Annotated in this window: 15 protein-coding genes; 5 read left to right on the top strand and 10 right to left on the bottom strand. The window is 47.9% G+C overall.

From position 1 onward, the window contains the following. Window positions 1-11: 11 nt before the first annotated feature. The 10 genes from ACNI29_RS15830 to ACNI29_RS15785 all read right to left on the bottom strand — a co-directional run bounded on the left by ACNI29_RS15830 (window position 12) and on the right by ACNI29_RS15785 (window position 8,385). Window positions 12-1,505 (bottom strand): monovalent cation/H+ antiporter subunit D family protein, encoded by a 1,494-nt coding sequence (locus ACNI29_RS15830; protein ID WP_419779341.1) that lies wholly within the window; start codon window positions 1,503-1,505, stop codon window positions 12-14. A 4-nt stretch (window positions 1,506-1,509) separates the two neighbouring features. Further along, window positions 1,510-1,818, bottom strand: coding sequence for an NADH-quinone oxidoreductase subunit NuoK (nuoK, locus tag ACNI29_RS15825; protein ID WP_419779340.1), 309 nt, complete (start codon window positions 1,816-1,818; stop codon window positions 1,510-1,512). Then, on the bottom strand, window positions 1,815-2,333 hold the full coding sequence (locus tag ACNI29_RS15820; RefSeq protein ID WP_419779339.1) for an NADH-quinone oxidoreductase subunit J family protein: 519 nt from the start codon (window positions 2,331-2,333) through the stop codon (window positions 1,815-1,817). Before ACNI29_RS15820 ends, nuoK begins: the two co-directional genes overlap by 4 nt. A 3-nt stretch (window positions 2,334-2,336) precedes the next feature. After that, window positions 2,337-2,933 carry a 4Fe-4S binding protein gene (locus ACNI29_RS15815; RefSeq protein WP_419779338.1) on the bottom strand — a complete coding sequence of 199 codons (597 nt, stop codon included), beginning with the start codon at window positions 2,931-2,933 and terminating at the stop codon, window positions 2,337-2,339. 12 nt (window positions 2,934-2,945) lie between these two features. Continuing rightward, window positions 2,946-3,914 (bottom strand): NADH-quinone oxidoreductase subunit NuoH, encoded by a 969-nt coding sequence (gene nuoH, locus ACNI29_RS15810; protein WP_419779337.1) that lies wholly within the window; start codon window positions 3,912-3,914, stop codon window positions 2,946-2,948. A gap of 13 nt (window positions 3,915-3,927) precedes the next feature. Further along, window positions 3,928-5,079, bottom strand: a complete 1,152-nt coding sequence (locus ACNI29_RS15805) for an NADH-quinone oxidoreductase subunit D (protein ID WP_419779336.1) — start codon at window positions 5,077-5,079, stop codon at window positions 3,928-3,930. Continuing rightward, window positions 5,076-5,612, bottom strand: a complete 537-nt coding sequence (locus ACNI29_RS15800) for an NADH-quinone oxidoreductase subunit C (protein ID WP_419779335.1) — start codon at window positions 5,610-5,612, stop codon at window positions 5,076-5,078. The genes ACNI29_RS15805 and ACNI29_RS15800 overlap by 4 nt, the downstream gene beginning before the upstream one ends. After that, a complete protein-coding gene (locus tag ACNI29_RS15795; RefSeq protein WP_419779334.1) occupies window positions 5,609-6,148 on the bottom strand; it encodes an NADH-quinone oxidoreductase subunit B in 540 nt (179 codons plus the stop codon). The genes ACNI29_RS15800 and ACNI29_RS15795 overlap by 4 nt, the downstream gene beginning before the upstream one ends. Then, on the bottom strand, window positions 6,127-6,504 hold the full coding sequence (locus ACNI29_RS15790; protein WP_419779333.1) for an NADH-quinone oxidoreductase subunit A: 378 nt from the start codon (window positions 6,502-6,504) through the stop codon (window positions 6,127-6,129). Before ACNI29_RS15790 ends, ACNI29_RS15795 begins: the two co-directional genes overlap by 22 nt. A gap of 561 nt (window positions 6,505-7,065) precedes the next feature. Continuing rightward, the gene (locus ACNI29_RS15785) at window positions 7,066-8,385 is read right to left on the bottom strand and encodes a two-component system response regulator (RefSeq protein WP_419779332.1); all 1,320 of its coding nucleotides are present in this window, start codon (window positions 8,383-8,385) and stop codon (window positions 7,066-7,068) included. Window positions 8,386-8,928: 543 nt separating this feature from the next. Here ACNI29_RS15785 and ACNI29_RS15780 point away from each other — a divergent pair. The 5 genes from ACNI29_RS15780 to ACNI29_RS15760 all read left to right on the top strand — a co-directional run bounded on the left by ACNI29_RS15780 (window position 8,929) and on the right by ACNI29_RS15760 (window position 11,825). Further along, the gene (locus tag ACNI29_RS15780; RefSeq protein ID WP_419779331.1) at window positions 8,929-9,402 is read left to right on the top strand and encodes a GtrA family protein; all 474 of its coding nucleotides are present in this window, start codon (window positions 8,929-8,931) and stop codon (window positions 9,400-9,402) included. A 42-nt stretch (window positions 9,403-9,444) separates the two neighbouring features. Beyond that, window positions 9,445-9,900, top strand: coding sequence for a YkgJ family cysteine cluster protein (locus tag ACNI29_RS15775; RefSeq protein WP_419779330.1), 456 nt, complete (start codon window positions 9,445-9,447; stop codon window positions 9,898-9,900). A gap of 139 nt (window positions 9,901-10,039) precedes the next feature. Further along, window positions 10,040-10,435 carry an OsmC family protein gene (locus tag ACNI29_RS15770; RefSeq protein ID WP_419779329.1) on the top strand — a complete coding sequence of 132 codons (396 nt, stop codon included), beginning with the start codon at window positions 10,040-10,042 and terminating at the stop codon, window positions 10,433-10,435. A gap of 150 nt (window positions 10,436-10,585) precedes the next feature. Next, the gene (locus tag ACNI29_RS15765) at window positions 10,586-10,978 is read left to right on the top strand and encodes a cupin domain-containing protein (protein WP_419779328.1); all 393 of its coding nucleotides are present in this window, start codon (window positions 10,586-10,588) and stop codon (window positions 10,976-10,978) included. Window positions 10,979-10,988: 10 nt separating this feature from the next. Further along, on the top strand, window positions 10,989-11,825 hold the full coding sequence (locus ACNI29_RS15760; RefSeq protein ID WP_419779327.1) for an AraC family transcriptional regulator: 837 nt from the start codon (window positions 10,989-10,991) through the stop codon (window positions 11,823-11,825). The last annotated feature ends 60 nt before the right edge of the window (window positions 11,826-11,885 follow it).

The following is an 11,885-nucleotide window of genomic DNA, read 5'->3' as shown; positions in this document are numbered from 1 at the left end:
GGCGGCTCTCCTTAGAATTTACCGAACACGTTAATGAAGTTCAGGAAAGTCTGGGGATAAAGTCCCAGCCAGACCGAAATCAAAGCCGTGGTGAACAGCGGGATAACCATGCACAGCGGAGCCTCTTTGTATTGTTCGATATTGGCTCCGGCTGCCGGGGCTTTAAAAAACGCCCGGTAAACGATGGGGCCGAAATATCCGGCATTCAACAGCGTACTTGCCAGCAAAGCCACTAAAAGACCCCATTGACCGATGGATACCGCACCTTTGACCAGATACCACTTGGTTGCGAATCCACAGACCGGAGGTACACCAATCATGGAAAGCGAAGCGATGGCAAAGGCCCCGAAAGTCCAAGGCATTCGCCGCCCAAGTCCATCCATGAGACTGATTTTTTTAAGATGTGTTGCCACATAAATCGCCCCGGCCCCGAAGAACAGGGTGATCTTGGAGAATGCGTGGTGGGCGATATGCATCAGGCCGCCCTGCACCGCATCCGGAGTCAGCATGGCTACACCGATAATGATATAGGAAAGCTGGCTGACTGTGGAATATGCCAGCCGGGCTTTGATATCATCCTTGGTCAGGGCGATAAGCGAGGCAGTCACAATAGTGAATGCGGCAAGATAAGCAGTCGGCAATCCCAGCCCCAGCTTATCCATGAGATCCACGCCGAAGCCGGAGAGGATCACCCGGGAAACCGAGAACACCCCGGCCTTAACAACTGCCACCGCATGCAGCAGCGCGGAAACCGGAGTCGGCGCTACCATCGCGGAAGGAAGCCAGTTATGGAAAGGCATCAGTGCGGCCTTTGCCAGACCTGCGATGTAGAGCACGTAGGTGACTGTGACCAGTGTGGGGTCGGCATCTGCCGGAAAAATACCCTGCGCCACATCGCCGAGATGGAAATCAAGAGTTCCGCAGAGCACATAGGTCATGACCATGGCCGGAAGCAGGAACAGCTTGGAAGTACCCATCAGGTAAACCATATATTTACGCGCTCCGTTGAAGCCCTCATCATCTTGATGGTGGGCGACCAGCGGATAGGTAAACACTGAAATTATTTCATAGAAAAGATAGAGGGTGAATATGTTTGCCGAGAAAGCCACGCCCACTGCGCCGAAAATGGCTACCGCAAAACAGAAGTAATATCTGGTTTGGGCATGCTCGTTCAGGCTGCGCATGTAACCGATGTTGTAGCTGGTTGCGAAAACCCAGAGGAGAGACGCGATCAGGGCGAAGACGAAAGCAAGCCCGTCCGCAGCAAATGAAACCTTTACTCCTGGAAACAGGGTGAACAACGTGTATTCAACTATTTTACCTTCCAGCACATCGGGAACCATGGAAGCTACCGAAAGAAAAGTCAGGATACCTGCCCAGATCGAAACGGCTTCACGGCGGTTGATATTCTCCCGGAAAAACCAGATGAAAAACGGAGCCACAAAGGTGATGCCTAGCGGGATGAGGACTCGCGCACTGGTGATGAATTCTGTGCTAACTGTCATACGGTTACCCTTTCAGCTTTGTTATTGCGTCGGTTTCAACGGACTTGAACCGTTTCGCCACCACAATGATTATTGCCAGCACAAGGGTCGCTTCAGCAGCGGCCAGTCCCATGACAAAAAGTGCGGCGATCTGCCCCACTGCACTCCCAGCCTCGGTGAGCTGGGAAGCGGAAACAATGGACAGCCCTGCGCCGTTCAGCATCAGCTCTACGGAAATAAGCATGCCCACCAGCGATTTACGCCAGACAATGCCGTACAGCCCGATAGCCAGCAACAGAAGTGCCACCAATTGATACATTAAAAGAGGACTCATTGTGCTTTCCTCCCTTTCTTTTCAAAAGCCAGCAGCACCGCCCCGGCCATAGCAGCCAGCAGAACCACTGAAATAAGCTCAAATGCAACGGGGTAGTCATCAAGCAATCCTTTACCTATCTCGACCAACGGGACTTCAACCGGGATATCAATTGATAAAGGCTGAAATTTGACCAGAATGAATCCGATCAAAAACACCGGGGTGATAAAAGTAAGAGCGGCCAGTGCGGACTTTCCCGGGCTGCGGCTGCCGGATTCAACACCGTGGTCATCAGCCTGTGTAAGCATGATGGCGAAGAAAATGAGCACACAGACCGCACCCACATAAATGAGTATCTGCATGAAGGCCATGAATGGTGCTGCCATGAGCATATACATTCCGGCCACGCCAAGCAGCGAAGCAATCAGCCCCACCATAGCCCGGACCAGACTGTGCGAGCCCACAGCTATACACCCGCCGCCGAGGATCAGCAGCGTGTAGACAGCAAAAGCGATTTTAGCGAGCGTTTCCATCATAACTTAAGTCCTTGCCTCTTTTTCAGCTGTTTCAGCTTCAGTACCCTTAGGAGACTCTGCCGTTTTTTCCGCAGCAACTTTGGCCTGTGCGACAAGTCTTGCCAGCAGATCCATTTTAAGTTCCTTGCGGTTGGTCACGGTCAGGTAGACATTAGATGAATACCTGAGTGATTTTGCCGGACAGTTTTCAACGCATGATCCGCAAAGCGAACAAAGCGAGAAGTCGTACAAAAACTTTGCAGGCTCTTTAGGCGCCTTGGGCTTTACAACCTTTTCGCCACGCTCCTCCGCTTCCTTCATAGCCTGAAGCTCTGCTTCGGTTGGCTTGGGAGCCTTGGATTTAACCACAGTGATACATTTACTGGGGCAGGCGGTAACGCACATCATGCACGAAATACACTTCGGCTTGGCCGGATCTTTAGGTTTCCCTATCAGCTCCAGAGGCCCGCGGAATCCTTCAAGCTGCCCGGAAGTTACGGTTTCGCGCGGGTAATGGAGTGTCACGTTCTTATCGACAAAGTTTTTGCCCGTGACTCTAAGGCCCACTATCAGCGACCAGAGCGAGGCCACATCGTCCCATATTTTTTTGATTACGCTCATTCTAATGCCCTCCTACAACTTCATCACAAAAGCAGTAATAAACAGATTCAACAGGGCTAAAGGCATTAACCATTTCCAGTTGATATTCAGAAGTTGGTCAAACCGAACGCGAGGATAGGTCCAACGCAGCCAGATCATGACCAGCAGCAGAGTGTAAACCTTGGCTAAAAACCACCATGAACCGTCAAAAAACGGCCCACGCCAGCCGCCGAGAAACAGGGCCGCAGCCACAGAGCAGACAACAATCATATTGGCGTACTCCGCGAGAAAGAACAGCCCGAAGCCCATGCCTGAATATTCAGTATGAAATCCTGCGGTAAGCTCACTTTCCGCTTCCGGCAGGTCAAAGGGAGCTCGGTTGGTTTCGCCCAGCGCGCTGACAAAATAGATTATGAAAGCAAGCGGCTGCAAAAACACGTTCCACTGCCACGGCCAGCCGCCCTGCCCTTCCACAATGGTGGTCAGGTTCAGGCTTCCGGTCATGAAAGAGATTGCAAGCACTGAAAGCAGCAGTGGGATTTCATAGGCCACAGACTGGGCCACCGCCCTTGCCGCGCCGAGGATGCCCCATTTATTATTTGAACCCCAGCCTGCAAGACAGAGGGCGAGGACATTCAGGCCGGCAAAAGCCAGAATGAGCAGCAGGCCGAGGTCCATTTCCATTCCGGTTGCAATGGGTCCGAAAGGAATAGGTAGGAAAAGTAAAAGCACCGGCAAAAAAGACAGAACCGGGGCCATCCAAAAAAGCAGCTTATCCGCACCGTGGGGGGTAAAGAGCTGCTTTCCGATCAGCTTCACCGCATCGGCCAGTGGCTGTAACAGTCCCTGCGGCCCCACTTCATAAGGTCCGGGTCTACGCTGAACAAACCCGGCCACCTTACGCTCAAGGTAAACGAGCACCAGCCCATTTAATCCCACAAAGGCGGCAATTGCCACCAAAGCGATGATTAATTTTATCAACTCAACAGGTATTTGAGACATAAAAAGCTCCTGATTACCTATCAATTTCCGGGATTACCATGTCCAGACTGCCTAAAATGGCAACCGCATCAGCCAGCATTGTTCCTTGCGCACATTCTGCGAACAACGAGAGGTTGGAAAATCCCGGTGCACGCAACTTGATCCGGTAGGGAATCTTACCGCCGTCACTTACGATATGGATTCCTACCTTTCCGCGTGCTCCTTCAGTACAGAAATACGCTTCCCCTGCCGGAGCCTTCCATGTGGGCTTGGGAGCCTTCTTAATAATATGCTCACCCTCCGGAAGCTGCTCAAGGGCCTGCTCTACAATATTCAGGCTCTGCTCAATCTCTTCCATGCGCACCATGTAACGGGCCATTGCGTCAGCTTCCGTATAAACCGGAACCTTCCAATCGAAACGGTCATAAACGGAATAAGGTTCCGCCCGACGGGTATCATGCTCAACACCCGCACCACGGATAAGCGGTCCGGTGGCCCCATAACGGTTGCACATATCCACATCCATGTAACCAACATCTTCAATACGCTTGCGCAGGATGATGTTGTCTGTGACCAGGTCCTTATACATGGGAAGCCGATCACGCAGACGTTTGATGAAAGCAGTACAATTCTCCGTGAAGCCGACATCAAGATCATGAACCACGCCGCCGAAACGGAAGTTGCTGTAAGTCAGCCTTGCTCCGGTCGCCTTCTGCATCATGTCCATCATGATTTCACGGTCATCAAATGCGTACATGATCGGCGTAAACGCTCCGAGGTCCAGCAAATAAGCTCCCCACCAGAGCAGATGCGAAGAGATGCGATTCAACTCAGTGAGAATAACGCGGATATATTCGGCCCGTTCAGGCACTTCGATCCCGGCCAGCTTTTCAACAGCACCAACGTATGCATGGTTCCACGCCAGAGGATGCAGATAGTCCACACGTCCCATGTTGGGAATAAACTGGACCCAGCTTTTAACCTCGGCCATTTTCTCATGCATGCGGTGGAGATACCCCAGCACAGGCTCGGCCCGGACAATATATTCTCCGTCCAACTCGAGGATAACGCGCAGAACACCGTGGGTGGACGGGTGCTGCGGACCCATGTTCAAAATCATGGTATGGTCGTCCGCACCCTTCTCAAAATGATTGGTGTAGAAATCACCTTCAGGAAATGTGTTCATATGGATTCCTCCGGTGCATCTTCATCAAAAAGCGTGAAGCCTTCCCCTTTAAAAACAATCTCTCCGGGATTAAGGATTTCGCGTAACGGCTTGCGGGCCTTATCTTCTTTGAGGAGCACTCCTGCCGGAATTTCCGGATCAAGCAACAACGGAAGCAGGTTGGGATGCCCCGAAAACTTAACTCCGTGGAAGTCATGACACTCACGTTCATGCCAATCCGCACCCTGATAAATTGATGAGATGGAAGGCACTTCCGGTTCATCCCGGCAAACCAGCACTCTATGCGCTATGCGGCCGGGCTTGGTGAAATGAGCGTAGTGGTAGGTAACGAGAAAGCCTTCAGCAACATCAAGCACATCAATATTTTCAATATGGTATGCCTGCTTGAGCATAGCTTCCGCAGCTTGAAGGATATCATCGGCCATAAGGAAGACATTCATGGTTATCCCTGATGTCTGAACACTTCCCCTGCCAATCATAAGCGGGGTCACTGGAAGGCTTAACTTGCCATCCATATTCTGGGCATCCATCATAAGGAACGCTCCTTCTCTAAATCTTCAGGCACAGGCCACCAGCGTTTTCCGGTTACCTTTTCCTGAATCTGAAAAAGTCCTTCGAGCAGAGCTTCGGGACGCGGAGGACAGCCCGGGACGTAAACATCAACCGGAATGAGATTATCGACTCCCTCTACTATTCCATACTGCCCCTTGAACTTGAAGGGACCACCGGAGATCGCACAGTTACCAAGAGCCAAAACCCATTTAGGTGCAGGCATCTGCTCATAGAGCCGCACAACAGCCGGAGCCATTTTCTTGGTCACTGTCCCGGCAACGATCATCAGGTCAGCCTGCCGGGCCGAAGGACGGAAAACCTCGGCCCCGAAACGGGCCATATCATACCGGGCCATGCCCACCGCCATCATTTCAATGGCGCAACAGGCCAACCCGAAAGTCATAGGCCAGAGCGACATGGAACGGCAGATGTTCATGGCGTCTTCGGCAAGTTCGAGGCGCACAATCCCGTCCTCGACAAAATGCCCGCCCTGGGTCAGGAGATCTTTCTCGGCCATGTGAAAACTCCTTTTTTCCAAAAATAGATAATTGCAATCGCGAGAACAGACAGGAATCCGGCAACCTCAATAAAATAAAACATTCCCTCAGTATGAGGATACCAGACTGAAACCGGGAAAAGATAGAGGACGTCCACATCAAAAGCCAGAAACAGCAATGCATAAACGTAATAGCTGATGCCGAACTGATTCCACGCCCTGCCATGAGGTTTCATACCGCATTCATAAGGCATCCCCATATCCCCGCCTTTTGCACGGGGATGAACGAGGGCGGACAGTATGAGCGGTCCTCCGGCAAAGAGCAGACCACCGATCAAAAACATGAAGATGGCGAACTGAAGCCAAGAAAAAACCATCCCTTCACCTCTCTTACGTTTTAATAATTAGTAACACGAAAAGAACACTAATTATTATTTTTTAGAATTGCAAACAATACGAAATAAAAAGTCTAAACAAATCTTAGAATAGTTTATAAAAAATATTGCACTGCCCCTTTCCCGTGTCAAGGACGTCTCACGAATTTACAGGTAACAAACTCTATTGAACGACTGATAGTTCGATAAATCACAAAAACATCAAATATAAATTCAGAGACTTAAAACTCAATATTTCAAGTAAAATTAATTTTCAGCCTAGTAATAGCACATTTCTTAATGCTTTCAAGAGTGATTCAGCTAAACATTCCGACACACAAGCATTTTTCAACGCTTAAAGCATAAGATAAAAGGGATGTTTAAAAAGAATATATTTCACAAAGCGTTTGATTTCTCCTAACTAGTATCAAATTGACACAAAAAAAAAGCCATACCGGATCATAGGCTAATCATTTGATAAAAAAAGGTGTTTTTACCTAACACAGGTAAAAACACCTTCACTGCAAACTCCTGGTCCGCATAAAAAGATACACTGAATAAAGACTAAAACTGCCCGATATAAAAACAATATTTGCGGTCGGGTTCTTCCTTGACCTGATACATTGCCTTATCTGCATTTTTAACCAACTCCTCAGCCGTAACACCATTCTCGGGGTAAACGCTGATACCGATAGAAGCACCCACAGAACAACTGATATCATCAATCTGAAAAGGATCGGCCAGACAATTGATGAAATCTTCCGCAACCCGGGCAATGCTATTTTTATCTGATGGACGCTCCAGCAGGACACAAAACTCGTCACCGCCAAGCCGGGCAAATGTATCTGAAGAACGCAAGCGTGATTTCAAACGTTTAGCAACCATGGAAAGCAACATATCTCCAGCGTGATGTCCGAACTGGTCATTGACTTGCTTAAAGTCATTAAGGTCAATGAAAAGCAGAGCAAGGGATTCATCATACCGTCCCGCATTGGCAATGGATTTATCAAGTCGGTCAAAAAACAGATAGCGATTCGGTATTCCGGTAAGGGCATCAAGGGTAGCCCTTTCCTGCAAATCAAGTTCACTGATTTTGCGATGGGTGATATCTTCCACCACTCCCTCAATATAGAACTCTCCACCTTCTTCAAATAAACGGCAGCTTTCTGAAACCCAAATCAAAGAGCCGTCCTTGCGCCTGAAGCGCAACTCATAATCGTTAAGTGATTTTTCCTGCATCAATTTTTTAATGAATGCTACGCGATCGCCGGGATGCTTATAGATATTGTCCGTATGCATGTTCGCAAGGGCTTCTTCTGAATTTTCATACCCCAAAAGACGCGCAAGTGCAGGGTTTACTTCTTCAAATTTACCATCAATTGTGGACCTAAAAATCCCCTCAACTGCACGTTCAAAGATATTGCGGTATTTTTCTTCCGCAGTCCTTAACGCCAGCTCTGTTTTGATACGCTGGGCAATCTCGTGTTCGAGTTGGTCCTTCTGTCGCTTCAATTCCAAAAATACGCTCACCTTGCCCTTCAATGCGGCAGGATCAATAGGCTGGGTAAGAAAATCAACAGCCCCGGCCTCATAAGCCATACGCGCGTAGGCCGGATCTTTATAGATAGCGGTTAGGAAAATGATTGGAACAAGACGGCATGCATCTATGCCTTTGATTAATTTTGCTGTTTCGTAGCCGTCGAGACCCGGCATCTGCACATCCAAAAGGATCACAGCAAAATCATTTTCCAAACATAGATTTATAGCTTCCTCACCGCCAGTAGCTTTGAATAACTCTGCCCCTTCACCTTTAAGCCATCTTTCAAGAAGAGTCAGGTTCACGGCATTATCATCGACAAGCAATATTTTAAGGCTGTTAGTCATGGCTATCAGATAATATAAAATTTAATTTTAAAAAACCCATAAAACAAACCAAAGTAGATAAACAAGCAAAAGAATTATAAATCCGAAACACAATACTAAATCAAACATTATTCGAATATCTACCAAAAGACAGAACTTTCCGCACAACTCCCCAGCCACAAACACTTCAAGACTTTGAAAGTATCAAACTAGCACAAATTATATATTAGACATATGAAAGTCGTTTCCATATAAACGGATCAACGAGGCACGAAACGGCCTCCTTTAACAAAAAAATTTCATTTCACTCTTTGTTCATCACTGAACAGACACCCTTTCTTCCAGACGGCACAAGGGAGGTTTGGCGCAACCTGACCCGAACGCCGCAAGCCCCGCTGACGAGGATTTCACCCCCTCATTCAGCGGGGTCTTTCTTTTGTGTGAACGCGAGATTACAAATTAGCAACCTTTTCCAGCCAGACTTGACTTTTTTCACACTACAAGGCTTTCTGCTCAAAACACAAACCGCAGACTTCCCTTCCAGCAACTGCAAAAGGCAAATATATGGAAAAGAGCCTTCAGGTACTGTTCAAAGCAATTGCCGACTCCTACTCCACCAGAAGACGCCCCGCTTGGGATGCCAGAGGAATATCACGTTTTCTACGCTACACCTGTGTAGGCGGTGGAACTTTTCTCTTTGACCTCGGCGTGCTCTATCTCTTCACTGACGGATTCGGCTGGTCCCCTGTTTTCGCAGCAGGGCTGGCTTTCTTCATTGCGGTCTCAATAAACTATTATATTAGCAGGCATCTGGTTTTCAAAGGAACTACCCGTGAATTCAAACAGGGCTACCTCGGCTTTCTGCTTATCGCCGGCACAGGGTTGGTCATTGTAACCGGGGGAATGTACATCATGGTCGACATTTTAAAATGGCAGTACATGATCTCCCGCATTCTTGTTTCCCTTGCCACCGGCATGTGGAACTATCTGCTGAATTTGTATGTAAATTTCAAAGTTGCCGGGAAACCGCTTCTATAGCAGCTGCTTGCATTCCTCGCCTTCAAGGACTATTTTCCATCAATGAACTTTTTTGAATACCTGCGTTTCAACTACCGCAAATGGCGGCTCAAAAGAAAAAGGAAGGCCGTTGTTATCCGCGGCTCCTGTAATTTGTGCGGTAGCTGCTGCCAGTCCATATGTCTGCAGGTCGAAGGTAAATGGATAAAAAAACTAAAACATTTCCGGAAAGCCGCCTGTGAAGATGAATCGCTTACCCGTTTCGAAATCTGCGGAAAGACTGAAGAAGGCTATCTGAAATTCGCCTGCACCTGTCTCAACCAAAACGGAACCTGCAACGATTACGAAAACAGACCTCAACTATGCCGTAATTTTCCGTCTCCATCTATCTTCCTTCAATTGGGAGAACTTCCCGAAGGATGTGGATTTCGCATGTCCACTGAAGTAGATTTTGAGCAAGTTCTACATGACGCCATGGGAAATAATGACGGGATTAATTCCGGTCACATCCCAAAATGATCCAAAACAACAGATTGCAGCATATTTTAGCTCATTTTATCAGTCCAAACCATTGATTTTTCCTGCATTTAAGCGCATCTTGAAGTAACTACCAGTTAGGTAGGCTTTTATTAACATTTTTCAGTTGATCGGAGCCATTATGACTAATGAGATCAAGATAGAATTCGGTGAAGGACAAAAGCTTTCAGCCATCACTGATGATTACTGTATAGACGTCGACATGCCCACCAGTGAAGGCGGCCAAGGTTCCGCTCCGGAACCCACCCACCTTTTTCTGGCCTCTCTGGCAACATGCGCCGCACACTACGCCCGCAAGTTCTGTGAATCAAAATCACTTCCCATGGAAGGCCTTGGCTTGAAAGTAAGATACAGATACAACCAGCAGGGAAACCAGATCAACCATTTCACATACGAGTTGACCATCCCGGAAGGCTTTCCTGAAAAATACAAAGCCGCCCTGCTCCGCGCTCTGGATCTTTGCCCTATCAAAAAGCTGCTTTTAAGCCCTCCTGCTTTCCAAATGGAAATAGTTTAAATCTCATTGCATTAGTTTAAAAGGCGGATAAGGTTTCAACCTTATCCGCCTTTTTATATGCTCAACATTCCCAAGATCATACAATACTGTTCCCTCCAGCCGGTTTATCACTCCACTAATGAGATAATTTCAAACTTAAAGGAGTAATAAATGACAACTACTGAATTTTCGGCACTTGCAGTTAACGGCACAATTGAAACTATTGAAGGCCCCATAAATTCTGCCGACCAGCCATGGAACCCGCACCCTGCTTTTGAAGGTGTGCAACTCAAACATATCGTCACCGGCAAAAACACCGACGGTCAATTGAGCTGCCACATTGTACGCATTGATCCGGGCTGCACCCTGAAAAGCCATGTACATGAAAATCAATGGGAACTGCATGAAATAATTGAAGGTAGCGGAGAAGCCACATTGGACAGCATAACCACGCCTTATCACCCGGGAAAATCGGCAATAATCCCCAAGGGAGAACAGCACAGTGTGCATGCAGGGGAAGAAGGCTTAACGCTTCTTGCCAAGTTCTTCCCTGCATTGCTATAAACCGGGACATATGAATCCGATTAAACAAAAACTGATCTTCCATGAACCGGAAGGCTTAACCGAGATAACTTTTGTAGAAGCCTCGGGCATTGGCAACCAATTCCCAAGACATGTACATTCAAGTTACATCTTTACCTTGATAGATTGCGGAACACGCAAACTCAGCGTCAACTCCGATACCGTCATCATCAAAGCCGGGGAGCTGTGCATACTGCCCCCCGGCATACCTCATAAATGCGAACCCATCTCGACTCAGGAATCCGAGCCACACTCTTACCGCGCGCTATGTGTTACCAGCCAATACATGTTGAAGCTCGCCGCTGAGATATGCGGTCGCTATTGCCGGGAACCGTATTTTGACCCAACAGTTGCGTATACGAATTATGACCGATCCTCTTTTGAGGAATTATTTAAGCTGATAAATATTCCCGGAACGGATCTCGAAAAACATGCTGCACTCAATTCATTCCTGTATCAAGTCATAGAAAAACACAGCCGGGGCGAAATAGTTCCGCGCAAGGTGGGAGCGCAACAGGATGCGCTGCAACGGGTAAAATCATTCATTGATCAAAATTTTCAACAAAAGCTCACACTACCGGAACTGGCAGAAATAGCATGCTTAAGCCCGTTTCATCTGCAAAAAATATTTGTAGGCCAGTATGGCCGTTCACCGCAGGAATACATTATTTATCGGCGGGTTCAGGAGGCGCAAAGGCTTATCGAAAACAACACCCCGCTGATTGAGGCGGCACTTAAATCCGGATTTTCTGACCAAAGTCATTTTTCCCGCCACTTCAAAAAGGTAATAGGTATTTCACCGGGACAATTCGTCAAGGAGAACAGTTAACTTTTCCGGACCGAATTGATAGCTTTGGCCTATCCGAAAATAGCACAATGCAAAACCCAA

Origin of the sequence: Maridesulfovibrio spiralis (SeqCode) (assembly GCF_048571135.1) — a bacterium.
GTDB classification, from domain to species: Bacteria; Desulfobacterota; Desulfovibrionia; order Desulfovibrionales; family Desulfovibrionaceae; genus Maridesulfovibrio; species Maridesulfovibrio spiralis.
This window is presented reverse-complemented; position numbering and strand designations above follow the sequence as displayed.

Coding starts and splice junctions, on each gene's coding strand:
- ACNI29_RS15830 (WP_419779341.1), bottom strand. CDS start 1,505: ATGACAGTTAGCACAGAATTCATCACCAGTGCGCGAGTCCTCATCCCG.
- nuoK (WP_419779340.1), bottom strand. CDS start 1,818: ATGAGTCCTCTTTTAATGTATCAATTGGTGGCACTTCTGTTGCTGGCT.
- ACNI29_RS15820 (WP_419779339.1), bottom strand. CDS start 2,333: ATGATGGAAACGCTCGCTAAAATCGCTTTTGCTGTCTACACGCTGCTG.
- ACNI29_RS15815 (WP_419779338.1), bottom strand. CDS start 2,933: ATGAGCGTAATCAAAAAAATATGGGACGATGTGGCCTCGCTCTGGTCG.
- nuoH (WP_419779337.1), bottom strand. CDS start 3,914: ATGTCTCAAATACCTGTTGAGTTGATAAAATTAATCATCGCTTTGGTG.
- ACNI29_RS15805 (WP_419779336.1), bottom strand. CDS start 5,079: ATGAACACATTTCCTGAAGGTGATTTCTACACCAATCATTTTGAGAAG.
- ACNI29_RS15800 (WP_419779335.1), bottom strand. CDS start 5,612: ATGATGGATGCCCAGAATATGGATGGCAAGTTAAGCCTTCCAGTGACC.
- ACNI29_RS15795 (WP_419779334.1), bottom strand. CDS start 6,148: ATGGCCGAGAAAGATCTCCTGACCCAGGGCGGGCATTTTGTCGAGGAC.
- ACNI29_RS15790 (WP_419779333.1), bottom strand. CDS start 6,504: ATGGTTTTTTCTTGGCTTCAGTTCGCCATCTTCATGTTTTTGATCGGT.
- ACNI29_RS15785 (WP_419779332.1), bottom strand. CDS start 8,385: ATGACTAACAGCCTTAAAATATTGCTTGTCGATGATAATGCCGTGAAC.
- ACNI29_RS15780 (WP_419779331.1), top strand. CDS start 8,929: ATGGAAAAGAGCCTTCAGGTACTGTTCAAAGCAATTGCCGACTCCTAC.
- ACNI29_RS15775 (WP_419779330.1), top strand. CDS start 9,445: ATGAACTTTTTTGAATACCTGCGTTTCAACTACCGCAAATGGCGGCTC.
- ACNI29_RS15770 (WP_419779329.1), top strand. CDS start 10,040: ATGACTAATGAGATCAAGATAGAATTCGGTGAAGGACAAAAGCTTTCA.
- ACNI29_RS15765 (WP_419779328.1), top strand. CDS start 10,586: ATGACAACTACTGAATTTTCGGCACTTGCAGTTAACGGCACAATTGAA.
- ACNI29_RS15760 (WP_419779327.1), top strand. CDS start 10,989: ATGAATCCGATTAAACAAAAACTGATCTTCCATGAACCGGAAGGCTTA.